Source organism: Micromonospora craniellae (assembly GCF_014764405.1).
GTDB lineage: Bacteria > Actinomycetota > Actinomycetes > Mycobacteriales > Micromonosporaceae > Micromonospora > Micromonospora craniellae.
Map to the genome: position 1 here is coordinate 3948349 of NZ_CP061725.1, position 26701 is coordinate 3975049.

The 26701-nt window shown below is 72.3% G+C and carries 22 protein-coding genes, 1 pseudogene and 1 riboswitch; of the genes and pseudogenes, 15 read left to right on the forward strand and 8 right to left on the reverse strand.

Annotated features, from left to right (window positions below; translation table 11 throughout):
• The first annotated feature begins 59 nt into the window (after positions 1-59).
• From ID554_RS17770 to paaN, 6 genes are all read left to right on the forward strand, one after another.
• Entirely contained in the window at positions 60-2927 is a 2868-nt protein-coding gene (locus tag ID554_RS17770; protein ID WP_117229088.1) for an alpha/beta fold hydrolase, read from the forward strand.
• Positions 2927-3826: an ABC transporter permease gene (locus ID554_RS17775; protein WP_117229089.1), complete on the forward strand. Its 900-nt coding sequence runs from the start codon at positions 2927-2929 to the stop codon at positions 3824-3826. Before ID554_RS17770 ends, ID554_RS17775 begins: the two co-directional genes overlap by 1 nt.
• Before the next feature lie 346 nt (positions 3827-4172).
• Positions 4173-4622 (forward strand): DoxX family protein, encoded by a 450-nt coding sequence (locus ID554_RS17780; RefSeq protein WP_117229090.1) that lies wholly within the window; start codon positions 4173-4175, stop codon positions 4620-4622.
• Positions 4623-4816: 194 nt separating this feature from the next.
• Positions 4817-4952, forward strand: a riboswitch (SAM riboswitch).
• A 9-nt stretch (positions 4953-4961) separates the two neighbouring features.
• On the forward strand, positions 4962-6248 hold the full coding sequence (thrC, locus tag ID554_RS17785; protein ID WP_117229091.1) for a threonine synthase: 1287 nt from the start codon (positions 4962-4964) through the stop codon (positions 6246-6248).
• Positions 6249-6530: 282 nt separating this feature from the next.
• The gene (locus ID554_RS17790; RefSeq protein WP_117229092.1) at positions 6531-7550 is read left to right on the forward strand and encodes a GNAT family N-acetyltransferase; all 1020 of its coding nucleotides are present in this window, start codon (positions 6531-6533) and stop codon (positions 7548-7550) included.
• Between the two features lie 52 nt (positions 7551-7602).
• The gene (gene paaN / locus ID554_RS17795; protein ID WP_191088572.1) at positions 7603-9276 is read left to right on the forward strand and encodes a phenylacetic acid degradation protein PaaN; all 1674 of its coding nucleotides are present in this window, start codon (positions 7603-7605) and stop codon (positions 9274-9276) included.
• 108 nt (positions 9277-9384) lie between these two features.
• On the opposite strand, the gene ID554_RS17800 is transcribed toward paaN, so the two are convergent.
• Positions 9385-9915 (reverse strand): GNAT family N-acetyltransferase, encoded by a 531-nt coding sequence (locus tag ID554_RS17800; RefSeq protein WP_117229094.1) that lies wholly within the window; start codon positions 9913-9915, stop codon positions 9385-9387.
• A gap of 211 nt (positions 9916-10126) precedes the next feature.
• On the opposite strand from ID554_RS17800, the gene ID554_RS17805 reads away from it, so the two are divergent.
• The 3 genes from ID554_RS17805 to groL all read left to right on the forward strand — a co-directional run bounded on the left by ID554_RS17805 (position 10127) and on the right by groL (position 13626).
• Entirely contained in the window at positions 10127-10327 is a 201-nt protein-coding gene (locus ID554_RS17805) for a cold-shock protein (RefSeq protein ID WP_099852798.1), read from the forward strand.
• Between the two features lie 391 nt (positions 10328-10718).
• Positions 10719-11729: a hypothetical protein gene (locus ID554_RS17810; protein ID WP_147333501.1), complete on the forward strand. Its 1011-nt coding sequence runs from the start codon at positions 10719-10721 to the stop codon at positions 11727-11729.
• A 274-nt stretch (positions 11730-12003) separates the two neighbouring features.
• Positions 12004-13626, forward strand: coding sequence for a chaperonin GroEL (gene groL / locus ID554_RS17815; RefSeq protein WP_117229096.1), 1623 nt, complete (start codon positions 12004-12006; stop codon positions 13624-13626).
• Positions 13627-13679: 53 nt separating this feature from the next.
• Here groL and ID554_RS17820 read toward each other — a convergent pair whose 3' ends face one another.
• From ID554_RS17820 to ID554_RS17825, 3 genes are read right to left on the reverse strand one after another with little or no spacing between them, the layout of a single operon-like run.
• On the reverse strand, positions 13680-13922 hold the full coding sequence (locus tag ID554_RS17820; RefSeq protein WP_117229097.1) for a hypothetical protein: 243 nt from the start codon (positions 13920-13922) through the stop codon (positions 13680-13682).
• A gap of 59 nt (positions 13923-13981) precedes the next feature.
• Positions 13982-14116, reverse strand: a complete 135-nt coding sequence (locus ID554_RS32465; protein WP_263407293.1) for a hypothetical protein — start codon at positions 14114-14116, stop codon at positions 13982-13984.
• A 52-nt stretch (positions 14117-14168) separates the two neighbouring features.
• Positions 14169-16727 carry a S8 family serine peptidase gene (locus tag ID554_RS17825; protein ID WP_117229098.1) on the reverse strand — a complete coding sequence of 853 codons (2559 nt, stop codon included), beginning with the start codon at positions 16725-16727 and terminating at the stop codon, positions 14169-14171.
• 50 nt (positions 16728-16777) lie between these two features.
• Between ID554_RS17825 and ID554_RS17830 the strand changes: the two genes are divergently transcribed.
• The gene (locus tag ID554_RS17830; protein WP_117229099.1) at positions 16778-18637 is read left to right on the forward strand and encodes a glycerol-3-phosphate dehydrogenase/oxidase; all 1860 of its coding nucleotides are present in this window, start codon (positions 16778-16780) and stop codon (positions 18635-18637) included.
• Between the two features lie 83 nt (positions 18638-18720).
• Positions 18721-19248 carry a hypothetical protein gene (locus tag ID554_RS17835; RefSeq protein WP_117229100.1) on the forward strand — a complete coding sequence of 176 codons (528 nt, stop codon included), beginning with the start codon at positions 18721-18723 and terminating at the stop codon, positions 19246-19248.
• A gap of 9 nt (positions 19249-19257) precedes the next feature.
• Here ID554_RS17835 and ID554_RS17840 read toward each other — a convergent pair whose 3' ends face one another.
• Positions 19258-20652: an FAD-binding oxidoreductase gene (locus ID554_RS17840; RefSeq protein WP_117229101.1), complete on the reverse strand. Its 1395-nt coding sequence runs from the start codon at positions 20650-20652 to the stop codon at positions 19258-19260.
• Here ID554_RS17840 and ID554_RS17845 point away from each other — a divergent pair.
• Positions 20651-20887, forward strand: a pseudogene (locus ID554_RS17845) (DUF4031 domain-containing protein); the annotation flags it as partial. The gene ID554_RS17840 and the pseudogene ID554_RS17845 overlap by 2 nt on opposite strands.
• 48 nt (positions 20888-20935) lie before the next feature.
• On the opposite strand, the gene ID554_RS17850 reads toward ID554_RS17845, so the two are convergent.
• Positions 20936-21625, reverse strand: coding sequence for an HD domain-containing protein (locus ID554_RS17850; protein ID WP_223884133.1), 690 nt, complete (start codon positions 21623-21625; stop codon positions 20936-20938).
• A gap of 139 nt (positions 21626-21764) precedes the next feature.
• On the opposite strand from ID554_RS17850, the gene ID554_RS17855 reads away from it, so the two are divergent.
• Both ID554_RS17855 and ID554_RS17860 read left to right on the forward strand, forming a co-directional pair.
• The gene (locus ID554_RS17855) at positions 21765-23021 is read left to right on the forward strand and encodes an aromatic acid exporter family protein (protein WP_396888554.1); all 1257 of its coding nucleotides are present in this window, start codon (positions 21765-21767) and stop codon (positions 23019-23021) included.
• An 18-nt stretch (positions 23022-23039) separates the two neighbouring features.
• Entirely contained in the window at positions 23040-24545 is a 1506-nt protein-coding gene (locus ID554_RS17860; protein WP_117229103.1) for a PrsW family intramembrane metalloprotease, read from the forward strand.
• A 16-nt stretch (positions 24546-24561) separates the two neighbouring features.
• On the opposite strand, the gene ID554_RS17865 is transcribed toward ID554_RS17860, so the two are convergent.
• Both ID554_RS17865 and ID554_RS17870 read right to left on the reverse strand, forming a co-directional pair.
• Positions 24562-24729 carry a hypothetical protein gene (locus tag ID554_RS17865; protein ID WP_191088573.1) on the reverse strand — a complete coding sequence of 56 codons (168 nt, stop codon included), beginning with the start codon at positions 24727-24729 and terminating at the stop codon, positions 24562-24564.
• A 156-nt stretch (positions 24730-24885) separates the two neighbouring features.
• Complete coding sequence (locus ID554_RS17870; RefSeq protein ID WP_117229104.1) at positions 24886-25224, reverse strand: GroES family chaperonin; 339 nt, start codon at positions 25222-25224, stop codon at positions 24886-24888.
• A gap of 138 nt (positions 25225-25362) precedes the next feature.
• On the opposite strand from ID554_RS17870, the gene ID554_RS17875 reads away from it, so the two are divergent.
• Positions 25363-26694, forward strand: a complete 1332-nt coding sequence (locus ID554_RS17875) for an AI-2E family transporter (RefSeq protein WP_191088574.1) — start codon at positions 25363-25365, stop codon at positions 26692-26694.
• Positions 26695-26701: the final 7 nt, after the last annotated feature.

Genomic DNA, 26701 nt, shown 5'->3' on the forward strand with positions numbered 1-26701 from the left:
GGACGGACGTACGGCGGATCTCAGCTACCGCTCAGGTTGCGGGCCGTACCGTGTGCCGAATGAAATCGCCGTTCTCGGCCGCGCGGGTTCGCCGTGCCCTGCCCACCGGCCGCCGGGCCGTCGCCGCGTCAGTGGCCGTCGCCTTGCTGGCGGTGGTGGTCGTCTGGGCGGTGTGGCCGGACCGGCCGAGCTTCCGGACCGAGTCCGCGATGCTCACCGTGCGATCCGGGCCGAACGGCGACGAGCCCGTCGACCTGGACACCACGCTGTACCTGCCGCGCGAGGCCGCCGCCGGCCGGCAGGTGCCCGCCGTGCTGCTCGCGCACGGGTTCGGCGGCACCAAGAACTCGGTCCGCACCGACGCCGAGGACCTGGCCGACCGGGGTTACGCGGTGTTGACCTGGACGGCCCGGGGCTTCGGCCGCAGCGGTGGTCAGATCCACCTGGACAGCCCCGACCACGAGGTGCGCGACGCGCAACGACTGCTGGACTGGCTGGCCGACCGCCCGGAGATCCGGACCGACGCGACCGGTGACCCCCGGGTCGGCGTGGTCGGCGGCTCCTACGGCGGCGCGCTGGCACTGCTGCTCGCCGCTCAGGACCAGCGGGTGGACGCGATCGTCCCGATGATCACCTGGAACGACCTGTCCCGCTCCTTCCTACCGGAGAGCACCGGTGGGGAGCCGACCGACGGGGTGTTCAAGTCCGGCTGGGCCGGCATCTTCTTCGGAGGCGGCGGCGCCACCGGCTCCGGGCCGGCCGGGATCTCCGGCACCGGCGCCGAGACGCCGGAGGGCGCGCCGGGCGCCGGGCCACCCAGTCCCGCGCCGGGCCAGGGGCCCGGCACCGCACCCGGCGCCCCAACCGCCGGCGGTCTGCCCGATCCTTCCTGCGGCCGGTTCGCCGCCGACGTCTGCGCCGCGTACCTGCGCATCGCCGCCACCGGCCAGGCCGACCAGGGCGCCGTCGACCTGCTGCGCCGGTCCAGCCCGGCCGGCGTGCTGGACCGGATCGAGGCGCCCACCCTGCTGCTCCAGGGCGCGGCCGACACCCTCTTCCCGCTCGGCGAGGCCGACGCCAACGCCCGGGGCATCGCCGCTAACGGCACCCCGGTGCGGGTCGCCTGGTTCACCGGTGGCCACGACGGCGGCTCCGGACCGCAGACCGACTCCGACCGGGTGAAGTTCCTGACCGCACAGTGGCTCGACCACTACGTCGCGGGGACCGGGGACGCGCCGGGCGACACCTTCACCTTCTCCCGGATCGCCGGCTTCGACGCGATGGACCGGGGGCTGGTCGCCACCGGCTACCGCACTGACGACTACCCGGGGCTCGGCGGCGACTCCCGCCGCGAGGTGGCCGTGGCCGGGCCGCCCCAGCCGGTGGCCAACCCGCCCGGCGGCAATCCCGCCGCGATCTCCTCCGTACCGTTCGCCGGCTCGTTGAGTTCGCTGCTCAGCGGGGTGGCCGGCGACATTCCCGGGCAGCACGCCCGGTTCGAGTCCGAGCCGCTGGCCGAGGCGGTCGACATCGTCGGCGCGCCGACCGTGTCGCTGCGCGCCGCGTCGAGCAGCGGCGAGGCGGTCCTCTTCGCCAAGCTCTACGTGGTCGACCCGGAGGGGGCGGCCACCCTGCCCAGCGGGCTGATCGCGCCGATCCGGCTCAGCGGCCTGCCGGCCACCGTCGACGCCGCCGAGCCGGTCACCGTGACCCTGCCGGCGATCGTGCACCGGGTGGAGGCCGGGCACCGGCTCCGGCTCGTGGTGGCCACCTCGGACCAGGCGTACACCACTCCGATCGAGCCGGCCGTGTACACGGTCGCGGTCGGCGACACACCGGTGAGCCTGCCCACGGTCGACAGCGACCCGATCCCCACCGAGGCGGCGCTCTGGCGTTGGGTGCTGGTCGGGCTGATCGCCGCGATCGTGATCGGGCTCGTCGTGCTCGTCGCCGTGTTGCGCCTGCGGCACCGTCGCCAGGACACCTCGATCCACCCCGAGTACGCGGACACCCCGCTGGCCGTGCGCCATCTGCGCAAGGAGTACGCCGACGGCTTCGTCGCCGTTTCCGAGGTGGATTTCGAGGTGCACCCCGGTCAGGTGGTCGGCCTGCTCGGGCCCAACGGCGCCGGCAAGACCACCACCCTGCGGGTACTGATGGGGCTGACCCAGCCGACCGCCGGGGAGATCTACGTCTTCGGGCACCGGCTGGTGCCCGGCTCGCCGGTGCTCTCCCGGATCGGCGCGCTCGTCGAAGGGCCCGGGTTCCTGCCGCACCTGTCCGGCCTGGAGAACCTCAAGGCGTACTGGCGGGCGACCGGGCGGCCGGAGGCCGACGCGCACTTCGCACAGGCGCTGGAGATCGCCGGGTTGGGCTCGTCGGTACATCGGCGGGTCCGTAAGTACAGCCACGGGATGCGGCAGCGGTTGGCCATCGCCCAGGCCATGCTCGGCCTGCCCGAGCTGCTGGTGCTCGACGAGCCGACCGACGGGCTGGACCCGCCGCAGATCGCCGAGATGCGTCGGGTGCTCCAGCGGTACGCCACCGACGGCCGCGCGGTGCTGGTCTCCAGTCACCTGCTCGCCGAGGTGGAGCAGACCTGCACGCACGCCGTGGTGGTCAACAAGGGCCGGATCGTCGCCTCCGGGCCGGTGGAGGAGATTGTCGGCGACTCGCCCAGCGTGCTGTTCGAGGTGAGCGACCCGACCGCGGCCCGGGACGTGCTCAACGACCTCGGCGGCGTACGGGTGCTGGACGACGCCGACGGGCACCTGGTGGTGGACACCAACGGCACCGCCCGCAGCGAGGTGGTCGCCGAGCTGGTCCGGGCCGGTATCGGGGTGGACCGGGTGGTGCCCCGGCGCCGCCTGGAGGACGCGTTCCTCGCCCTGGTGGGCGAGAACTCTCGGGGAAGCGGGGACCGGTGATGGCGGGATCGACCGTGCAGCCGACGCGGGAGGAGTCCGGGGTGGCTCCGTCGGGAGCCGCCGCCGGCTACCGGCCGTCGAGGACGCTGCCGTTCGGGGCCGAGTTCCGCCGACAGGCGGCGCGGCGGCGTACCCAGTTGGCGCTCGGTTTCATGGTGCTGCTGCCGCTGATCATCCTGATCGCCTTCCAGTTCGACTCGGGTGACGACGACAACGGTCGGGGCGAGTTCGGCAGCCTCGTCTCGTTCGCCACCTCGGGCGGGCTGAACTTCACCCTGTTCACCATCTTCGTCTCCGCCTCGTTCCTGCTGGTCGTGGTGGTGGCGCTGTTCTGCGGCGACACGGTGGCCAGCGAGGCGAGCTGGGGCAGCCTGCGCTACCTGTTGGCGGTGCCGGTGCCCCGGGCCCGGCTGCTGACAGTGAAGCTGCTGGTGGCGCTCGCCTACTCGGCGTTCGCGCTGCTGCTGCTGGCCGGCACGGCCCTGCTGATCGGCACCCTCCGGTACGGCTGGTCACCGCTTCGCAGTACCGTCGCCGCGCAGCTCGAACCCGGTGAGGGGCTGCTCCGCCTGCTCGCGGTGCTCGGCTACCTGGCCGTCGTCCTGCTGGTCGTCGCCGGTCTGGCGTTCCTGCTCTCGGTGGTCACCGACGCCGCGCTGGGCGCGGTGGGCGGTGCGGTGCTGCTGTGGATCCTGTCCAGCATCCTGGACCAGATCACCGCGCTCGGCGCGATCCGGTCGTTTCTGCCGACCCACTACAGCACCGCCTGGCTGGGGTTGCTCTCCACGCCGGTGCAGACCGACGACATCGTCCGAGGCGCCATCTCGGCGATCTGCTACGCCACCCTCTTCTGGGGGCTCGCCTTCTGGCGCTTCACCCGCAAGGACATCACCAGCTGAGTACGGCGTCGGCGTAGGCGCCGGTCGCCCTGTCCGGCGCTGACTCCGATCCGGTCGGTGTTGCCGAGGCCGTGCCGGCTGGTGGGACGACGGTGGCCGCTTCAACACCCGGGTGGACACGCGGCTCCGGCTCGCATGACCGCGACTTGTTGCCGTCAGACGTCCAGGGTGCACAGGAAGCCTTACGGAGGGTGATCGAAGCGATCGTTGCTGAGGGGCTTCCTTCGGAAGTTCCAGTCACTACTATCGATGTGGGAGTGTTCCCAAAGGAAGAGATTGCGTCGACAAGTATTTACCGGCTCCTGCATTCTGGCTGTCCTCGTTCATCCAAAATGGAGGTTTTCGAATGCGTACTGATCGGTTCGGCGGGCCGGCTCTGTCCCTGTTCCGTATGGTCATCGGCCTGCTGTTTCTCTGCCACGGGTTGTCGTCTCTGTTCGGCGTCTTCGGCGGTGCCCGGGGAAGCGGTGAACCTGTCCCCCTCGGCACGTGGCCGGGTTGGTGGGCCGCGCTGATCCAGGCTGTCTGCGGTGCCCTGGTGCTCGTCGGCCTCTTCACACGACCGGCGGCCCTGCTGGCGTCGGGCTCGATGGCCTACGCCTACTTCGTCGTCCACCAGCCCGAGGCGCTGCTGCCGCTGCGCAACCACGGTGAGCTGTCCGTGCTGTTCTGCTGGTCGTTCCTGCTGATCGCGGCCCTCGGTCCGGGCAGCTGGGCGCTGGACAACCTGCTGCGCCAGCGCAACGGGGCCGCACTGGACCTGAAGGCGGCCGAACGCAGGTCCGTGCCGGCCTGACCCCGGCCGGTCCGGCGACCGGCCGACGCTCGTGCGTGATCCTGGACCGGCTCTCCTCCGGCGCTGCCGGAGCCGACCGGTCCAGGATCGACGCGGTCGTCCGGGCGATGGTGGCGGTGAGGAATCGCTCACAGGCTGAGATCGAACGCTGACGAGCGCGGCGGGATTGCCTAGACTCGGCGGCACAACTGAATACCTCATCCAGAGGGGCTGAGGGATACGGCCCGACGACGCCCCGGCAACCACCCCGCGCGCTCATCGCTGAGCGTCCCGTGGGGCAGGTGCCAATTCCGTCCCCGCCGCAGGGTGCGATGTGGGGGAAGATGAGAGGACTCGGACATGACGTCGACGCTCGCCCCTACCGGGATCGATACCACCGCAAGCCCCGCCCGCGCCCTGGTCTGTCGCGCCTGTTCCGCCCGTTACCCGCTGGCCGCGCAGCACGCCTGTTACGAGTGTTTCGGCCCGCTGGAGGTCGACTACGACCCGGCGGCCCTCGCCACCGTGACCCGTGAGCAGATCGAGGCGGGCCCACAGAACATCTGGCGCTACGCGGCGCTGCTCCCCGCCGGCCAGGACCCGGCCACCCGGGTCACCCTGGACCCCGGTTTCACGCCGCTGGTCGCCGCCGACCAGCTTGCCGCCGAACTGGGCATCACTGGCCCGCTCTGGATCAAGGACGACAGCGCCAACCCCACCCACTCGTTCAAGGACCGGGTCGTCTCGGTCGCGCTGACCGCCGCCCGGGCGCTCGGCTTCTCCCGGTTCGCCTGCGCCTCCACCGGCAACCTGGCCAACTCCGTGGCCGCCCACGCGGCCCGGGCCGGCACCGCGTCTGTGGTCTTCATCCCCAGTGACCTGGAGCAGGGCAAGGTCGTGACCACCGCCGTCTACGGTGGCGACCTGGTCGCCATCGACGGTTCGTACGACGACGTGAACCGGCTCTGCGGCGAGCTGGTGGAGACCGACGAGTTCGAGGACACCGCCTTCGTCAACGTCAACGTCCGGCCGTACTACGCCGAGGGCTCCAAGACGCTCGGCTACGAGGTCGCCGAGCAGCTCGGCTGGCGGATTCCGGCCCAGGTGGTCATCCCGATGGCCTCCGGTGAGCTGCTCACCAAGGTCGACAAGGCGTTCAGCGAGCTGGTCGAGATCGGCCTGGTCGAGGCGCCGGTCGGCGGGTGGAAGGTCTTCGGCGCCCAGTCGGCCGGCTGCAACCCGATCGCCACCGCCCTGCATGGGGGCGGCGACACCATCACCCCGGTCAAGCCGACCGGGATCGCCAAGTCGCTCAACATCGGCGACCCGGCGGCCGGCCTGTACGCCCTGGAAGCGGTACGTCGTACCGACGGCTGGATGGACTACGCCGACGACGACGAGATCCGTGCCGCCGTGCGGTTGCTGGCGCGTACCACCGGGGTCTTCGCCGAGACGGCCGGCGGGGTGACCGTGGCGGTGCTGCGCAAGCTGGTCGAGTCCGGGAAGCTGGACCCGACCGCGGAGACGGTGGTCTACAACACCGGCGAGGGGCTCAAGACGCTCGACGCCGTCGCCGGCGAGGTCGGGCCGACCCACCGGATCAAGCCGTCGCTGCGGGCCGCCCGCGACGCTGGCCTGCTCGGCTGAGGCGACCGCGAGCCTGTCGGCCGGGCGGAGTGGGGCACGTCGGACCGATCCGCCGGGTAACGGGCTTTTCGCGGTGAGTGCAGAAAACACGCCGTCGAGTACTTGACGGCAGGAACTGGGCGGCGCAAGATGCTTCGTGCGGGAGGGCGTTTCGCCGTAGACTTTCAGTCTTTACGACCCAGCGCCGGAGGCGTTGTGCGATCGACCCTCCCGACCAAGCTTCCCGAAGGGGCCAGCGAATAATCGCTGGCCCCTTCGTCCGTCGTCCCGCACGCTGCCGACATGGCCATCACCATCAGCTCCTTCGGTGCCGGCGACGAGTCGGCCATCGAGCAGGCGTTCCGGGTCGGCGCCGACTACTTCGCCACTGACCTGCCGGACTACCCCCCGTTCGGTCGGCGGCGGTTCACCTCGTTGTTCCACCAGCCGATGCCAGGCACCGAGACCCTCGCCCTGCTGGCCCACGTCGACGGCACCCCCGCCGGCTACCTGCTGCTCGACCTGCCGAAGCTCGACAACACCGAGAACGCCTCGGCCGAGCTCGTCGTCCATCCGGACCGCCGCCGCCAGGGAGTCGGTCGGGCGCTGTTCGAACGCGGCCTGCGCGTGCTGCGCGAGCGCGGCCGGAGACGGGTCAGCGCGACGAGCCGGGCGCACCTGCGCGGCGAGCCCGACCGGCCCGCCCCGGCCACCCATTTCGCCGCCACCGTCGGCGCGGTCGACGCCCTGGTCGACGTTCGGCGGCGACTGCACCTCGCCGAGCTGGACCAGGCCGCCCTGGACACGTTGCTGGCCGATGCCCGGTCCCGGGCCACCGACTACGAGGTGCTGTTCTGGCGCGGGAACACGCCGGACGATCTGATCGCCGACGTGGCGTACCTGGATGGGCGGCTGCTGGCCGACGCGCCCATGGGCGACCTGGCGTGGGAACCCGAGCAGGTCGACGCGGATCGGGTGCGCGGCACCGAGCGGGCGCTCCAGGCGCGCGGCAAGCGGCGCTACCACGCGGGCGTACGGCACCGGGAGTCCGGCCGACTGGTCGCCTGGACCCTGCTCGACATGTCACCGACCGCCGACTGGCACGCCTTCCAGCAGATCACCATCGTCGACCCCGAACACCGTGGGCACCGCCTCGGCCTGCTCGTGAAGATCGAGAATCTTCGTCACCTGCTCGACCACGAACCGGCCGTCCAGGTGATCGACACCTTCAACGCGGACCGCAACGGCCACATGATCTCGATCAATGAGCAGATCGGTTTCCGGGTGATGGACCGCTGGAGCAACTGGCAGCTCGACGTCTGAGGTGTGACACGCCCCTACTGATCGCGGGGCTTCCTGTTGCATGATGGCGGGCATGACGGAGACCCCGCACCCCCTGTACGACAGGCACCGCGACACCCTCGACCGCGCGCTGACCGCCATCACGGAGCGCGGGTACTGGTCCGCCTATCCGGAGTCACCCAGCCCCCGGGTGTACGGCGAGACCGCCGCCGCCGACGGCAAGGCCGCCTTCGAGGCGTATCTGGGCGGAGACTTCCCGCTCGACCAGCCGGGCGACGGCGACCGGGTTGCCACCGAGACCAGCCCGTTCGGGGTGACGCTGGACGTCCGCTATCCGCACGCCACCGCCGACCAGCTCGTCGCCGCCGCGACCGCCGCTCTGCCCGCGTGGCGTGACGCCGGTCCGCAGGCGCGGGTCGGGGTCTGCCTGGAGATCCTCGACCGGCTGCACAAGCACGTTTTCGAACTGGCCAACGCGGTGCAGTTCACCAGCGGACAGGCGTTCGTGATGGCCTTCCAGGCCGGTGGCGCGCACGCGCTCGACCGGGCGCTGGAGGCCGTCGCCTACGCGTACGCGGAGATGACCCGGCACCCGGGGACCGCCGCCTGGGAGAAGGCCGCCGGCAAGGGCGACCCGCTGCGGATGACCAAGACGTTCCACGTCGTGCCGCGAGGCGTCGCCCTGGTCATCGGCTGCAACACGTTCCCGACCTGGAACTCCTACCCGGGCCTGTTCGCCTCGCTGGTCACCGGCAACCCGGTGGTGGTCAAGCCGCACCCGCGCGCCGTACTCCCGCTGGCCGTGACGGTGCGCTACGCCCGGGAGGTACTCGCCGAGGCCGGTTTCGACCCGAACCTGGTCCTGCTGGCCCCGGAGGCGCCCGGCGAGAAGCTGGCCTCGACCCTGGCCCTGCACCCGGCCGTCAAGATCGTGGACTTCACCGGTTCCACGGAGTACGGCGACTGGCTGGAGGCCAACGCCCGCCAGGCGGCGGTCTACACCGAGAAGGCCGGACTCAACACGGTCGTGGTCGACTCCACCGACGACTTCGCCGGCATGTGCCGCAACCTCGGCTTCACCCTGACGCTCTACAGCGGCCAGATGTGCACCACCTCGCAGAACATCTTCATCCCCCGGGACGGCATCGACACCGACCAGGGACACAGAAGCTTCGACGAGGTGGCCGCCGGGATCGCCGCCGCCGTCGGCAAGCTCACCGCCGACCCGGCGCGCGGGGTCGAGCTGACCGGCACCATCGTCAACGACGGTGTCCTGGACCGCCTCGACGAGGTCACCAAGGTCGGTACGCCGGTGCTGGAGTCGCGTACCGTCACGCACCCGTCGTTCCCGGACGCGGTGGTCCGTACGCCCACCGTCGTCAAGCTGGACGCGAGCGACACCGCGACCTACTCGCGGGAGTGGTTCGGGCCCATCTCCTTCGCCATCGCCACCGACTCCACCGCGCACAGCCTGGACATCCTCCGCGCGACCGTGGGGGAGAAGGGCGCGCTGACCGCGGCCGTCTACTCCAGCGACGAGGCGGTGCTGGCCGCTGCCGAGAGCGCCGCGATCGAGGTCGGGGTGCACCTGTCCGGCAACCTCACCGGCGGGGTCTTCGTGAACCAGTCGGCGGCGTTCTCCGACTTCCACGGCAGCGGGGCGAACGCGGCGGCCAACTCGGCGCTCACCGACGGAGCTTACGTCGCCAACCGCTTCCGCATCGTGCAGAGTCGGCGGCACGCCTAGGTTTCTCACGGTGGAGGGTTTCCGGGCAGCCCGACCCGCTCCGGGCGGTCAGGCGTGATCCCTGCGTGGGTCGGGCTGCCCCGGAACCCTAATGAGTCACCAGAGCGACTATGCGCAGCGACGCATCTGGAGTTCGCGGAGGGCGGGGACGGTCGGGTGCGGAACCCGTACACCGGTGTCGACGAAGCCGATCCGCTGGTAGGCCCGGTAGGCGCGGTCGTTGCCCACCACCACTTCGAGCATCAGCTCCCGCCGCCCGCAGTCGCGGGACCAGGCGCCCACCGCGTCGACCAGGTCTGCGAGCAGGCCGGTGCCGCGCCAGGCCGGGGTGACGTAGACCGCGTAGACCACGGTGACCGCGAGTTCCGTGGGGTGGGCGACACCGCCCGCGTGCCCGACCAGTCGACCGCCGGGATCCGCCACGAACTGGGCGGTGTGCGTGCCGGCCGAGACCTGGGCGATCCGGGCGGCGTACTCGGCGTGCGGGCGGGCGGCGGCCTCCGCGATCGTCTCCAGGAAGGCCAGCGGAGCGTCGGCGAGCATCTCCAGACGTAGGGCCCGCGCCCGGGCGGCGTCCGTCCGCTCGACCCGGCGGACGGCCGCCCGCAGCGTGCCGGTCCCGTCGATGGTGCTCGCCATGTCGGCATGCTTACCACAATGACGTTCGGCGATGCCGCCAGTCGGAATATGCCCGATTTGTGGTCGTGCGCCGCCGTCACGCCTCGTGTACCGTGCGATTTCGGTCACCGTTTTCGGGGTCGTCGCGGATCGCTGAAAGCCGGTGGTCTCCGGGTGCTCGGCGTGCCGGTGCCCGGGGTAGTGGTACGCCGCGCAGAGTGAGGACAACACCGTGGCACAGGGCACCGTGAAGTGGTTCAACGCCGAAAAAGGCTATGGCTTCATCGCCGTCGACGGCGGGCAGGACGTCTTCGTCCACTTCTCCGCGATCGAGATGGACGGCTACAAGGCGCTGGACGACGGCCAGCGGGTGGAGTTCGAGATCGCCCAAGGTCAGAAGGGCCCTCAAGCCGAGCGGGTACGCGTCATCTGAGCACACGCCGCGGCCACCTCGCCGGCTGATCGTCGGACGGGGTTACGGGACCGTGGCGGGGGCAGGGCTGCGGTACGTGGGCCGACCAGGGAAGATCATGGGCCGATCCAGCCATCGCTGAGGAGTGCTCATGTCCGACCAGCCGCCTCCGGCGGGTCCGTCCTCGTCCTCCGACGAGCCGGGCCGGCCCTCGCCCGCGAACGAGCCGAACCGGCCCGCGAACGAGCCTGAGCCGCCACCTGCCGACCCCATGGCCTCGGTCCCGTCGTCAGGTGCCGGTGAGCCGTCCGGTGCACCGGCGGTGCCCGGCGTTCCGAGCGATGCCGGTGCTCCGGCCCATGGCGCGGGGGCGGCCAGCGCCCAACCGTGGGGCGGTGCTCCCGAATCCGGCGTGCTTGGCCAGCCGGGCGCCGCGACGCCCTATCCCGGGCAGCCCTATCCCGGGCAGCCCTATCCCGGGCAGCCGTATCCGGCGCAGGCGGCCGGGCCGTTGCCCTATCCCGGTCAGCCCTATCCGACGTCGTCCTACGGTGGGTACCCGCCCCCGGGATATGGCCTCGACCCCGCCAGCCCGTTGGTCAATCCGCCCGGTGCCGGTGTGGGTGGCTGGTACGCGCGCTGCGTCGGCGCGGTCCGCCGGGGCTGGTCGATGCTGCTGCCGATCGCCCTGATCACCCAGGTGCTGCCGTCGGTGGCGGTGGCGGTGCTGTCGCTTGCGATCGACCCCTCCGCGCGGTGGGAGGAACAGCTCACCAGCGACAGCGCCGTGCTGCCCGCCGGGTTCTGGGCCGATGCCTTCCTGTGGGTGGGCGGCCTGTTCGGGATGGGTCTGATCGCCAGCCTGGTGCAGTGCGTCGGTTGGGCTGCCGGCACCTGGGTGATCGCGCGGCAGGCGGCCGGTGCGCCGGTCGACCTCGGCACGGCCCTGCGCTACGGGCTGCGACGGGCGTTCGGGCTCTGGGGCTGGACCCTGCTCGCCGGGATGATCGTGCTGTTCGGGCTCTGCCTCTGCTTCCTGCCCGGTATCTACGCGGTGTTCGCGCTGGCGATGGTCGGCCCGGTCTACCTGTTCGAGCGGGAGAACCCGATCGTCCGTTCGCACCAGATGCTGCGGCAGCGGTTGGGCCTGCTGCTCGGTCGGTTGGCGATGGTGATCGGCGCAGTGCTCGGCGTATCGCTGGTCGTGGCCCTGATCGAGCAGGCGGCGCTGCTGCCGATGGGCACCACTCCGATGGACACCCGGGCGGCGACGGCCGGCACGTTCGTGGTGACGGCGATGGCGGCGCTGCTGACCCTGCCGGTCCACGTCGCCCAGTTGGTCGGGCTGGTCGTCACGTACGCCGAGCAGCGGGCGCACGAGGGGCCGGTGAACGACGCCCAACTGGCTCACGAACTCGGCTGACCCCGGCGGTCGTGCTTGCACTCGGCAAGGCAGAGTGCTAAACAAGTCATTGGCACTCGCATGGCGTGAGTGCCAGTTGGTCGGGACGGTGGGGCCACCGCCGCACTCGGGGGACGACCCCGGGCGGGGCAGTGGCCGGTCGTCGCGGGCTATCCGGCCCGGCCGAGGAGACGTCGCCGTCGCCAGGTGGCGACGTCCCAAGGTGCGTACACCAGACGGCCCGTCCGGGGCACCACCCCGGCTGGTCCGTGAGTGTCCAGGAGGACAACGCCGTATGGCCAAGATGATCGCGTTCGACGAAGAGGCTCGCCGCGGCCTCGAGCGGGGCATGAACCAGCTCGCCGACGCCGTGAAGGTGACCCTCGGCCCCAAGGGCCGCAACGTCGTGCTCGAGAAGAAGTGGGGTGCCCCCACCATCACCAACGATGGTGTGAGCATCGCCAAGGAGATCGAGCTCGAGGACCCGTACGAGAAGATCGGCGCCGAGCTGGTCAAGGAGGTCGCCAAGAAGACCGACGACGTGGCCGGTGACGGCACGACGACGGCGACCGTCCTGGCCCAGGCTCTCGTTCGCGAGGGTCTGCGCAACGTGGCCGCCGGCGCCAACCCGATGGCCCTCAAGCGGGGCATCGAGTCGGCCGTGGCCAGCGTCTCGGAGGAGCTGCTGAAGCTCGCCAAGGACGTCGAGACCAAGGAGCAGATCGCCTCCACCGCCTCCATCTCCGCCGGTGACAACACCGTCGGTGAGATCATCGCCGAGGCGATGGACAAGGTGGGCAAGGAAGGCGTCATCACCGTCGAGGAGAGCAACACCTTCGGGCTGGAGCTGGAGCTCACCGAGGGCATGCGCTTCGACAAGGGCTACATCTCGGCCTACTTCATGACCGACCCGGAGCGTATGGAGGCCGTCTTCGACGACCCGTACATCCTGATCGCCAACAGCAAGATCTCGTCGGTCAAGGACCTGCTCCCGATCCTGGAGAAGGTCATGCAGGGCGGCAAGCCGCTGCTGATCATCGCCGAGGACCTGGAGGGCGAGGCCCTGGCCACCCTGGTGGTCAACAAGGTCCGGGGCACCTTCAAGTCGGTCGCCGTCAAGGCGCCGGGCTTCGGTGACCGCCGCAAGGCCATGCTGACCGACATCGCCATCCTCACCGGTGGCCAGGTCATCAGCGAGGAGGTCGGCCTCAAGCTGGACGCCGCCGGTCTCGACATGCTGGGCCGCGCCCGCAAGGTCGTGGTGACCAAGGACGAGACCACCATCGTCGACGGTGCCGGTGACGCCGAGCAGATCCAGGGCCGGGTGAACCAGATCCGGGCCGAGATCGACAAGAGCGACTCCGACTACGACCGGGAGAAGCTGCAGGAGCGGCTGGCCAAGCTGGCTGGCGGTGTTGCGGTGATCAAGGTCGGCGCGGCCACCGAGGTCGAGCTCAAGGAGCGCAAGCACCGCATCGAGGACGCCGTGCGCAACGCCAAGGCCGCCGTCGAGGAGGGCATCGTCCCGGGTGGTGGTGTCGCGCTGGTGCAGGCCGGCAAGACCGCCTTCGACAAGCTGGACCTGGCCGGCGACGAGGCGACCGGCGCGCAGATCGTCAAGATCGCGCTGGACGCCCCGCTGCGGCAGATCGCCGTCAACGCCGGCCTGGAGGGTGGCGTCGTCGTCGAGCGCGTCCGCAACCTCGACGCCGGCCACGGCCTCAACGCCGCGTCCGGTGAGTACGTGGACCTGCTGGCCGCGGGCATCATCGACCCGGCCAAGGTGACCCGTTCGGCGCTGCAGAACGCCGCGTCGATCGCCGCGCTGTTCCTCACCACCGAGGCCGTCGTGGCGGACAAGCCGGAGAAGGCCCCGGCCGCCCCGGCTGGTCCGGGTGGCGGAGACATGGACTTCTGAGTCCAGCACCACACGCCGGAAAGGGCGGGCCGCGTCAGCGGTCCGCCCTTTTCCTATGTCGGCAGCGGCCGCTCGTCGCGCCGCTGCTGCGTCCGGTCGTACGGTGGGCGGTGCAGAGCCGGCTCGTCGACCAGGATGAGCGGCTCCTCGGGTGGTTCGGCCGCCCCGCTCATCTCCGCCAACTGCTCGGCGTCGCCGTAGTCGAGCCGATCGGTCGGCAGTTGGGCCGGGAGTTCGGGAACCGCGACCCAGTGCACCGGCAGGGTGTCCCGGATCTGCTCGTCATCCGTGGTCATGGCTGCCTCCTCTACGCAAAACGGTAGGGGGCGTCGATGGCCGGGGTGGGCGAACGGTGCTATCGGAGGCTATGCGCCGGTTGCCCCGTTCGGGGCGTCGAGCGTTCCTCCGGCAGGTCGAGCGCCCGTCGGCAGAGGTGCACCACCTCGGCGGCCCGCTCGACGGTCAACTCGACGATCGGGGTCCCGTCCATGGCTGCCGACCCTAGATCACATTCGTGTCCGGTGTCAGGCCGCGATCCGGCCTCAGCCGCGGGCGGTCTCGACGGCCGCGTACGCGTCGACCAGCCCGGCGCCGGCCACGTTCGCCGTACCGCCGCAGGTGCTGGAGCCGGCGGGGACGTCGATCGGGGTGGCCGTATCGCGCAGGATCCGCCGCGTCCGGTCCAGGTCACCGACGAGGTCCGGGTTGGCCGACCACATCAACGCCACCACGCCGGCCACCTGCGGGGTCGCCATGGAGGTGCCGCCGAGCGTGGCGTAGCCGCCCCCGGGCATCGCGGAGAGGACGTCCGCGCCCGGTGCCACCAGGTCCGGTTTGTTCACACCGGACGGGGCGGGACCCCGGGACGAGAAGTCGGTGACCCGCCGCCGGTCGTCGACCGCGCCGACAGTCAGCACGTCCGGGTAGGGTGCCGGCGGGTCCTGGATGGATCGGCAGAACGGGCCGGTGTTGCCGGCGGCGGCCACCACGAGGATCCCGGCGGCCTCCAGCGCGTCGACGGCCGGCACCAGCGCACGAGGGTCGCAGCCCTCGATCGGTGGGCAACCCCACGAGTTCGTCAGGATCTCCGGTGCCCGGGCCGGGCGTCCCTGCGCGAACGGGTCGCCGCCCGGCGGGAAGGGCGCCAGCATGAACTGGAGGCAGTCCAGGTACGTGGCCGGGTTGCCCAGGTTGCGGTCGAGGTTGACGCAGCCGACCCACTGCGCTCCCGGTGCCACGCCGATGCCGCCCCGCCCGACGGCGCTGCCCGCCGTGTGGGTGCCGTGCCCGCTGCGGTCGGTCGGCGTACGGCTGTCGTTCCACGGGTCGAACCACGAGTCGTCGCCGCCCCGGAAACCGGGGGCCAGCGCCGGATGCCCGGCGTCCACCCCGGAGTCCGAACTGCCCACGGTCACCCCGGCCCCGGTCACCGCCAGCTCGGACCAGACGCGGTCCGCGCCGATCATGGTGATGTTCCACGGCGGTCCGGTCGGCGCGGGCGCGTCGCCTCGTGTCGTACCGTCGGGCACCGGTAGCGGGCGCAGCCGCTGGCTGACCAGGACGCGGGCCACCTCGGGCCGGGCCGTCAGCCAGGCCCGCACCGCCGGCCCGCCGTCCACCTCGATCGCGTTGACCAGGTAGTAGGCGGTGTGGTCCAGCCGCAGCCGGCGCAGATCCCGGCGCAGGCCGACCTGGGTCCGCTCGGCGGTGTCGACCAGACGCCGGTAGACCTCCTCGGCACGGGCGTCCCGGCCCGCCTTCCCGGCCCCGGCCGGCAGGCCGGTCAGGTCGGCCTGCTCCCGCAGCACCACGAACAACCGTTCTCCGTGCAGCCCCGGCTGGCCGGCGACAGCACCCCCGACACCGACCGTCAGCAGCATGATCAGGGCGGTCGTCCAGGCCGTCGCCCGGCGGGGCGGGCGCGCCGAGAGCCGGGCCAGCAGCAGCGCGTACCCGATCGACAGCAGGAGCGCGATGAGGAGCCCGGCACCGGTGGTGACCGCCACCCAGAACGGGATGTCCCGGCTGCCCGCCAGCAGCAGGGTGACCTCCTCCGGATCGGTGAAGGCCAGCGGCCCGAACACTCCCAGCCCGACCAGCCAGGCGGTGGGGAGGCGACCGTGCCGCCGGTCGGTGCGCCGGGCCAGGGCCCGCAGTGCGGCCAGCGCGAAGCCGGCCGGTGGCAGGGCCAGCAGCAGCGGCAACTGGGCACCCGACTGGCCGGCCCCGGCACCGACCAGCAGCAGCACCACACCGGCGACCAGACCGCCGAGCAGCACCAGCCGAGCCGGTCGGGGTGGCTCGTCGACCTCGTGGTGGCCCCAGAAGCGGGCGTCCAGCAGTGCGCCGGCCAGCGCTCCCACGGCGGCGGCGGCCAGCCCGGCCAGCAGCGTCTCCAGCAGCCCGCCGAGCGCGCCGAACCGGACCCAGGGCATCAGCAGGACCAGCCCACCGGCGACACCGAGCAGGGTCACCGAGGTCGGACGCGGAGCCGGGGGCGAGGCCCGGTCGGGCCCGGTCGCCTCCGGCGGATCAGCCACCGGCCCGGGTCGATCGCTGCCCGGGTCGGCCACCACCTGCGCCCCGGGCGACTCCGCCCCCGCCCCGGGCGACTCCGGCGACGACGGCGGTACCGGCGGCGTGGTCTGCCAGCCGGGTACGGCCGGTGGGGCACTGCGGGGAGCGGGGGCCAGGCGGGGGGAGAGGCGGTGGGCGAGCAGTGCCAGCAGCGCGGCGGTCAGGGCCAGCGCGGCGAGGTACGCCTCGTGGTGCACCGGGGGAATCGTCCGCAGCAGCCCGAGCACGCCCAGCGCGAGCGTCCCGGACAGCCAGGCCCGGCCGGCGGCGCGGATCGCGGTCGAGCGGGGGAACAGGGCCAGCGGCAGCGTGGCGGCGCTGATCAGGAGCACGGTGAACAGGCTGGCCAGCGGCCAGAGCGGCACGAACCGGTCCAGCCCGCTGAGCAGCAGGACCTGGTCGATCAGCCAGCCACCGGCCTGTGTCAGGAGGGCGATGGTGACCGTGGCGCCGCCGGCCAGCACCGCCGCGACAACGGCCCAGGGGCTGCCGGCGTCGCCGGATGTCAAGTGGTCGTCCCGCATCCGCACACCTTACGGTCCGGCCTCCACGAGTCGGCCCCGACGACCGTGGCATGCCGGTATGTGATCGCTGCGGCTACCGTGGACAGGTGCGCGATCCCCACGTCTTGCGATCCGTTGCCGGGCAGCTCTCGCCCGCCCGCCGGGCCGGCGACCTGCGCCGGCTGCGGGCCGAGCGCTTCGACGTACTGGTCATCGGTGGTGGTGTGACCGGTGCCGGGGCGGCCGTCGACGCGGCCTCCCGGGGGCTGAAGGTGGCCCTGGTGGAGGCCCGCGACTTCGCGGCCGGCACCTCCAGCAGATCCTCCAAGCTGATCCACGGCGGCCTGCGCTACCTGGAGCAGTTGGAGTTCAACCTGGTGCACGAGGCACTCACCGAACGGGGCCTGCTGGCCACCCGGCTGGCGCCGCACCTGGTGCGTCCGGTGCCGTTCCTGGTGCCGCTCCCCGCCGGGCAGGGCGTACGCGATCTGCCCGCCCGGGTGCTGCGCCGGGCCTACTACGGCGCCGGGGTGGCCGCGTACGACGTCTTCGCGGGTCTCTTCGGCGGCGGCCGGGGCATGCCGCTGCACCGGCACCTGAGCCGGGAGGGTGCCCGCCGGGTCTTTCCGAGCCTGCGCACCGAGGGACTGGCCGGCGCGATCCGCTACTACGACGGTCAGGTGGACGACGCCCGCCTGGTGGTGACGTTGGCCCGAACCGCGGCGAGCCTGGGCGCGACGGTGGTGAGCAGCATCCGGGCGGTCGGGTTGACCCGGCAGGCCCGGGAGGTGACCGGGGTCCGGGTCCGGGACCTGGAGGCGCCCGCTGGCTCGCCGGACGCCGAGTTCGAGGTACGCGCCGGCACCGTGATCGCCGCGACCGGGGTGTGGACCGACGACATGTCGCGGATGCTCGACGACGTCGGGTTGCGGCGCGGCATCCGGGTCCGGGCCTCCAAGGGGGTGCACCTGGTGGTGCCCCGCTCGGCGATCACCGGCGAGACCGGGCTGATCCTGCGTACCGCCAGGAGTGTGCTGTTCGTGATCCCCTGGGGCGGGCACTGGATCATCGGCACCACGGACACCGACTGGCGGCTGGACCGGTCGCATCCGGCGGCCTCCGCCAGCGACATCGACTACCTGTTGCAGCAGGTGAACACTGTCCTGGACCGGCCGCTCACCACCGCCGACATCGAGGGCGTCTACGCCGGTCTGCGCCCGTTGCTGGCCGGCGAGGCCGACTCCACCTCGAAGCTGTCCCGGGAGCACGCCGTCATCGAGCCGATGCTCGGGCTGTTGCTGGTGGCCGGGGGCAAGTACACGACGTACCGGGTGATGGCGTCGGACGTGGTCGACCGGGCGGCGCACCGGCTCGGTACGCAGCGCCCGTCGCGTACCGCGGACCTGCCGTTGCTCGGCGCGGACGGGTACGCGTCGATGTGGCGGGACCGGGCCGACCTGGCCCGTCGGCACGGGGTGCCGGTCGGTGTGGTCGAGCACCTGCTGGAGCGCTACGGCAGCCTGACCCTGGACCTGCTCGCCCTGATCGACGCCGACCCGTTGCAGGCGTCTCCGCTGGCCGGTGCCCCGGAGTACCTCGCGGCGGAGGTGACCTACGCGGCCCGCGCCGAGGGTGCGCTGCACCTGGAGGACGTGCTCACCCGGCGTACCCGGATCTCCTTCGAGACCGCGCACCGGGGGCTGGAGTCGGCCGAGCACGCGGCCGAGCTGATGGGCGCGGTGCTGGGTTGGGACGCGGCGCGGCGGGAGCGTGAGGTGACGCACTACCGGGCGCGGGTGGAGGCGGAGCGGCAGTCCCAGTTGATGCCGGACGACGCGACCGCGGACGCCGCCCGGCTGGGGGCGCCGGACGTACGCGGCTACCCGGCGGACCGTGGCATCGACGACGGCGCGGCGGGGCTGGCACGCTGACCGCGTCCATGCTGGAGATCCGTCCCGGTGGATGTCCATATGGACGGTTCCGCGTCCTACCGACGGTAAGGTAAGTTCCGCGCGTGATAGCGCAACCCTGGCCACGGCTGGTGTCCCTGCCCGTCACCGCCCTGCTGGTGGTCGCACTGAGCGGATGCGCCTCGTTCGGCCAGCGCGCCGATCCGGAGATGTCGTCGAACCGGTCGGCCACCGACCAGCCGGGTGCCGGCGGTGCCGCGACCAGCGGCGAGGGACGGGTCAGCCTGTTGCAGAACCACGGCAGCGACGGGCCGTTGCGCACCCTGAACGTGGCACCCGACGGCCGGTGGGAGTGCATCAACTGCGCCGGCGACGGCGTCACCTCGACCGGCACGCTCAGTGAGGAACACCGCGAGCGGTTGCAGCGGTTGCTCACCGATCCGGGGCTGGCCGAGAAGACCGACGAGGCCCGCGGCTACCGGGTCACCTGCGTCGGCGCGCTGACGTCCAGCCTGTTCACCTCGGCGGGTCTGATCACCTCGCAGGACTGCCCCGGTGAGGAACGGCCCGAGGTGGCCGAGGAGATCCTGCTGCTGCTCACCCAGAACACCCCGGCCAAGATGGTCGGCTGAGGCCGCCGCTCAGAGCACCTTGCCGGGGTTGAGCAGCCCGGACGGGTCGAGTGCGTCCTTGATCGCCTGGTGCGCCCGGACGCCCACCGGCCCGATCTCGCGGGCCAGCCACTCCCGCTTGAGCAGCCCGACGCCGTGCTCGCCGGTGCAGGTGCCGCCGAGCGCCAGGCCGAGCCGCATGATCTCGTCGAAGGCCCGGCGGCCCCGCTCCAGGCTGGCCGGATCGGCCCGGTCGACCACGATGTTGGGGTGCATGTTGCCGTCACCGGCGTGACCGACCACACCGATCGGCACCCGGCACTCGGCGGCGATCCGGGCGACCCCGTCGAGCAGCGCGGCCAGCGCCGCCCGGGGCACCGCCACGTCGTCGATGATCAGTCCACCGTTGCCACCCGGGTACGTGTCCGAGGCGTACTTCTCCATCGCCGGATGGGCCAGGCGCCGGGCCTGCAGGAGGGCGGCGGCCTCCACCGCGTCGGTGGCCGCGTACACCTCGGCGGCACCGGCAGCCTCGCAGACGGCGGCCAGCTCGGCCAGGTCCTCGGCGGCCCGGGGGCCGGTGTCGGCGGCGGCCAGCAACAGCGCCTCGGCATCGGTGCGCAGCCCCATCGGCCGGTACGTCTCGATCGCCACCAGATGCGTGCGGTCGAGCAGTTCGAGCAGGCTGGGGGAGAGTCCCCGGGCGGCGACCCGGGCCACCGCGTCACCCGCCTCGGCGGTGGAGCCGAAGACCGCCACCAGGGTCAACGACTCCGCCGGGGCGGGCCGCAACGCCACGGTCACCTCGGTGATCACCCCGAGAGTGCCCTCGGAACCGACGAAGAGTCGGGTGAGGTCGTATCCGGCCACCCCCTTGGCGGTACGCCGCCCGGTGCGCAGCACCTCGCCGGAGGCGAGCACCACCTCCAGGCCGCGCACGTACTCGGTGGTGACGCCGTACTTGACGCAGCACATCCCGCCCGCGTCGGTGGCGACGTTGCCGCCGATGGTGGACGACTCCCAGGAGCCCGGGTCCGGCGGGTACCACAGGCCCTGCCCGGCCACGGCGGCGCTGAGCGCCGCGTTGACCACGCCGGGCTGGGCCACCGCGATCCGGCTCACCGGGTCGATCTCCAGGATCGCGTCCATCGCCACGGTGCTCAGCACCACCGCGCCCGCGACGGCGTTCGCCGCGCCGGCCAGGCCGGTCCGCGCGCCCTGCGGCACCACCGGTACGCCGTGCCGCCCGGCCGCCCGGACGACGGCGGCCACCTCCTCGGTGCTGCCCGGCCGGACCACCGCCAGCGGAGTCCCGGACGCGCACAGGTCGGCCTCGTCCCGCTCGTGCCCGCGCAGCAGGTCCGGATCGGTGAGGACCGCGTCGGGCCCGAGCGTGGCACGGAGGTCGTCGAGGAGGCTGGCCATGGGGCCGAGGCTACGGCCGGCCGATGGTGATCATCAACCTCGGCCGCCGCCGGGTACCGTGACTGTCGTGATTTACGTGGACCGGCCGGCCTGGCCGGCGCAGGGTCGGCTCTGGTCCCACCTGATCAGTGACGTCTCCGTCGCCGAGCTGCACGCCTTCGCCGAGGCGCTGGGCGCTCCCCGGCGCGGCTTCGACCGCGACCACTACGACATCCCGGCCGAGCGCTTCCCGATGGCGGTCTGGCTCGGCGCGCACGTGGTGGCGAGCCGCGACCTCGTCCGGCTACTCCGCGCCACCGGACTGCGCCGCCCCAAACACCTCGCCCCCCGCGTCCCGGCCGGTGAGGGTGGTCAGTTCGCGGTTCAGGTTGGCCCGGGCCCGGCCATCACCGGCGTCGGCCAGCGGGGCTAGCCGGAAGAGGGCGGGCAGGGCGAGCAGGCCGGAGAGCACCCGGGCCCGACCGACCCGGTAGTCCGGCTCCGGCACGTGGGCGTACTCCCGGCGGATCGCGACCGCGTACCTGTCGTACTCCGGCTCGGGGGCGGCCAGCACCGCCAGGTCGGCGTCGCAGAGCAGCACGCCGTCGGCGTCCGCCGGGTCCACCGCGTGCCCGGCGGTGAGCAGCACCAACCGGCCGACCTCGGCCACCTCGGCGGCGGGCAGCCCGGCTCGGGTGAGCAGGACCTCGGCGAGCGCCGCGCTGTCGCGCTCGTTGCGGTCGCCGGGCGCCCGGGGGTCGTACACCGCGTCGTGGCACCAGGCGGCGAGCCGGACCAGGTCGGGCCGGGACGCGGCCGGCGCGTACCGGTCGACGACGTCGAGTACGGCGGTCAGGTGATCGACGGTGTGGTAGTGGCGGTGCGGTTCCCGCCACCGGGCGACCAGCTCCGCCCCGGCGTCCTCCACCGCCTCAGGCCGGGTTGCGCCCGCCGAGCGGGCGGCAGCGCGCCACCGTTCGATCAACCCCGTCACCCGGATGAGTCTGCCGCACCGGGTCCGGTGGGCGTTGCGTCCCCCGTGCTCCCGGACGGGCGGACCGTCACCCGACGGAGGGTGCACCCACCTCGGCGAGGAATGTCCCGGCGTGCCGTGGGTAGTCGCGGCCATGGCGGTGGCCCGGGACCGACGATTCACCCTGCTGCGCGGCAACAGCAGGCGCAGCAGCCTGTCGGACGTGGACACCCAGCGGATCGCCGAGACCGTGGCGCAACTGCACCACCGGGGCAAGGCCACCCTCAGGGACCGCCTGCACCGGGTCCGGATGTCGCTCGCCCTGGCCCTTCAGGCGGGTCTCGCGGCCGGGCTGGCCTGGGTGGCCGCGCACGAACTGCTGGGCAACCCGCAGCCGGTCTTCGCCCCGATCTCGGCGGTCGGCACCCTCGCCGTCTCCCTGGGCCAGCGGTTCCGCCGGACCGCCGAGCTGATCATCGGTGTGGGTGTCGGGGTGTTCGTCGGCGACCTGCTTGTCCATTTCCTGGGCACCGGTCCGTGGCAGCTCGCGCTGATCGTCACCTCGGCGATCCTGCTGACCATCTTCGCCGGTGGCAGCGTCGCCATCGTGATCCAAGCGGCGGCGACCGCGGTGCTGATCGCGACGCTCAGCCCGTCGGTCGAGGACCTGGAGATCCCCCGGTTCATCGACGCGCTCGTCGGCGGCAGCATCGCGTTGCTGGTCACCGCCGTCCTGCTGCCGCTCAACCCGCTACGGGTACTCAACCGGGCCGCCCGGCCGGCCCTGGACCTGCTCGCCGAGCAACTCGATCACACCGCCGACGGCCTGCGCGACCGGGAGCAGACGAAGATCCAGCAGGCGCTGGACCGGCTGCGGAACAACAAGGAGGAGCTGACCGCGCTCACCGACGCGATCGAGGGGGCGAAGGAGACCGCACTGCTCTCCCCGGCGCGCTGGCACCGGCGCAGCGAACTGACCCACTACGCGGAGGCGGCCGAGCCGATCGACCGGGCGATGCGCAACAGCGGCACGCTGATCCGGCGGGCGGTCACCCTCGTCGAGGACGAGGAACCGGTGCCCGCGCCGATGCCGGACGCGGTCGCGCACCTCGCCGAGTCGGTCCGCCTGCTCAAGAAGGAGTTCGCCCAGGGCGAGGAGCCGGAGCAGGCCCGGGAGCGGTCGCTGCGCGCGGTCAGCGAGGCCGGCCGGGCGTACGCCGAGGGGGTCGGGTTCTCCGGCAGCGTGGTGGTCGCTCAGGTGCGTACCACCGCCAGCGACCTGATGGTGGCCTCCGGGATCAGCCAGGAGGAGGCGAACCGGCTGGTCCGGCAGTCCTTCGGTGAGCTGGACCGGCCCGGTGTGCGGGGCGGCCCGGAACCGGCCGCCAAAGCGCCCACCGCACCCCCGGTCGGCTGAGCCGGGGGCGGGGCGCCGATGCGCCGGGCCGGGTGGGCTCGGGATGACTACGCTGACCGCATGGCCGACACCCCGTCCGGCGGTTACCTGTCGCCGTCGCCTCCCGTGCCCGGCGCGCCACCCGGCGGACCCGGTGCGCCCGGAATGCCGCGTCGCCGGTTCCGCTGGCGGCGGGCACTGGTGCTGGCCGGGGTGATCCTGTTCATCGCGGCCAGCGCGATCTTCATCATCTTCACGCTCGGCGCCAGCCTCGGCGCGGAGGCGTTGCTGGTCGGGACGGCCGCCGCGATCCTGCCGGTCCCGGTGCTGGTGGCCTGCTTCCTCTGGCTCGACCGGTACGAACCGGAGCCGTTGAAGTACCTTGTCTTCTGCTTCGCCTGGGGGGCCTTCGTCTCCACCTCGATCTCGCTGCTGGTGAACGAGACGGCCGCCAACTGGTTCGACGACCAGGGACTGCCCGCCGGTCTGACCGCGGTGCTGGTCGCGCCCTTCATCGAGGAGCTGACCAAGACGCTCGGCCCGATCCTGCTGCTCGTCTTCCGGCGGCGGGAGTGGTCGGGCATCACCGACGGCCTGGTCTACTGCGGACTCTCCGCGATCGGCTTCGCCATGGTGGAGAACATCCTCTACCTCGGCGGCCTCGGCTACGCCTCGGGCAACGAGCAGTACGGGCCGGCGACCGGGGCGCAGCAGGTCATCGCCATCTTCATCGGCCGGATCCTGCTGTTCGGCTTCGCCCACCCGTTGTTCAGCTCGTTGGCCGGTATCGGACTCGGCATCGCCGCCCGGTCGGCGGACCGGCGGGTGCGCTTCTTCGCCCCGGTCGCCGGCCTGTTGCTGGCGATGATGCTGCACGGGGCGTGGAACCTGCTGCCGACCCTGGCCGAGGCCACCGGCGAGGTGCTGATCTCGGTGGTCGGCATCGTCGGGGTGATGGTGCCGATCTTCTTCGGCATGGTCGGGTTCGCGGTCTGGCTGCGGGCCTGGGAGGGCCGGCTCACCGAGCGGATCCTGCCCGACTACGTCCGTGCCGGTTGGCTGACCCCGCCCGAGGTGGCGGCGCTGAGCAGCCTCGGACGGCGGCACGCGGCCCGGGTGTGGGCGCAGCGGGTGGGTGGCGAGGCCGGGCTCCGGGCGATGCGCGGCTATCAGTTCGCGGCGACCCGGCTGGCGCTGCTGCGCGACGGCGCGACGCGGGGCCTGGACCGCCGGCCCGCCGACCGGGAACGGACGGCACGGGAGGAACGGGAGCTGCTGGACTCGATCAGCATGTACCGGTCGTACTTCGTGGGTCGGGACCCGCAGTCCCCGGTGGGGGTCTGGGACGGGCAGCGGTACCACCTGCGCTTCCCGGACGGCTCCCAGCGGGCGGTCGAGGCACCGGAGGAGCCGGTGGTGCCCATCCCGGTGGTGCTCGCGCCGCCGCCGCAGCCGCCGCCGCCCGCCTACCTCGCCGGGTACGGGTACGGGTACGGCCCGCACGGGCAGCACCCGCCCGCGCACTGGCCGCCGGGCCACCGCTGAGCGGGCGGGTGCCCGCTCAGCTCATCAGGCTGGTCAGGAAGTCCCCGAGCCCCTGCGCCATCATCATCAGGGCCGCCCCGATCGACTTGAACAACTGGGCGGCGCCCTCCGGTCGGAAGGCCATGAAGTAGATCAGGAACGCGAGGCTGCCCCAGGCCAGCACCTTCTTCACGAATACCGGCATCGTCCCTCCCCCAGAGCCGGTGGTGCGGCTGGCTTCCCGCCGGGGAGCGTGGCAAACGACGCGGACGACGTCAGTGCGGACCGGGGGCGGTCGGGCAGGCCAGGGCGCGCGACGCGACGCACGCCGGTGCCACCGGGTGTCTCGGGGCGACCGGGGTCACAGGTAGAGCCCGGTGGCGTTCTCCTCGACCCGCTCGGCGGCCACCGCGTGCACGTCACGCTCGCGCAGCAGCACGTAGCCGCGCCCGTGCAGCTCCACCTCCGAACGGTCGTCCGGGTCGAAGAGCACCCGGTCGCCGGAGACGATCGAGCGTACGTTCGGCCCGACTCCCACGGCGGTGGCCCAGGCCAGGCGCTTGCCCACGGCAGCGGTGGCGGGGATCACGATGCCGGCGGTGGAACGGCGCTCGCCCTCGCTTCCCTCCACCCGCACCAGCACGCGGTCGTGCAGCAGCCGGATGGGCAGGCCGGAGTCGAGATTCGGGTCGGCTGTCACGCCGCAGACGCTACCGTGTCGCCTCCGGCGTGCCGCCGGTGGTCACCCGGGTTGGGCAGCCGTCCGTGGGGGCAATGTGTGCCGGAAGTTTGCCCTACCGTGGAACGGTCGGACGTATCCTGTCCGCCCCTGGCGCCCATGCGCGGGCCGAAATCTGCCTGGGAGGTGCCCGTGAGCCGGTTCGAGCGGATCCGCAGTCGCCTGCGTCGCGCGTACGAGTCGGGTCGGGAGTCGGTGCGTACCGCCCGGCGTCGGCCGCCGGACGTACCGGAGCCGGCCGGTACGGCCTCGCCGTCGCGGCCGGGCCCGGAGGCGACGCCGGCCGCGACCGTGGTCGGCGAGGAGGCGCCGGAGTCCGGGCACACCTCCACCTCCAGCCGGGACGACGCGGACGTGCCGCACGCGTTACGCATCGCCGCCGGCTGGTCGTGGCGGTTGATCGTGGTCGGCGTCGTGTTCTGGGCGTTGGTGAAGGTCGTCAGCACGATCAGCATCGTGATCATTCCGCTGGCCGTCGCCCTGCTGCTGTCGGCCTTGCTGGCACCCGCGGTCGGATGGCTGCTGCGCATCCGGCTGCCGAGGTCGCTGGCGACGGCGGTGGTGCTGGTCGCCGGCCTGGCCGCGGTGATCGGCACGTTGACGCTGGTGGTCAACGAGTTCATCAAGGGCGTACCGGAGTTGGCCGCGAAGTCCACCCAGGGCCTGCAACAGATCCAGGACTGGCTCAAGACCGGGCCGCTGCACCTGTCCGACAACGACCTCGACCGGTACATCGAGGAGATCCAGCAGTTCGTCAACAACAACAACGAGCGGTTCACCAGCGGCGCCCTCTCCACCGCCGCGACCCTGGCCGAGGTGTTGACCGGTACGGTCCTGGTGCTGTTCGCGGCGTTCTTCTTCCTCCGGGACGGCAACATCATCTGGCGGTTCCTGGTCCGGCTGCTGCCGGTCGCCGCGCGTTGGAAGGTCGACGACGCCGGCCGGGCCTCCTGGGCGACCCTGGGCGCCTACGTCCGGGCGACGGTGCTGGTCGCCTTCATCGACGCCGTCGGCATCGGGATCTTCCTCGTCATCTTCGACATCCCGTTCGCGTTCCCGCTGGCCGCGCTGGTCTTCCTCGGCGCGTTCATCCCGATCGTCGGCGCCACCCTCTCCGGTGGGGTGGCGGTGCTGGTGGCGCTGGTCGACAGCGGTCCGGTGACCGCGCTGATCATCCTCGGTGTGGTGATCGGCGTACAGCAGGTGGAGGGGCACATCCTCCAGCCACTGATCATGGGCCGGGCGGTGGCCATCCACCCGCTCGCGGTGATCATCGGGCTGGCCGCCGGCGTGGTGCTCGCCGGGATCACCGGCGCCCTCGTCGCCGTGCCGCTGATCGCGGTGCTCAACACGGCGGTACGTCGACTCGCCGCGCGCAGCGTGCCGGACACGCCGCCGGACGCGGTGGTCGTCGCCTCCCAGGCTCCCTGACCCGCAG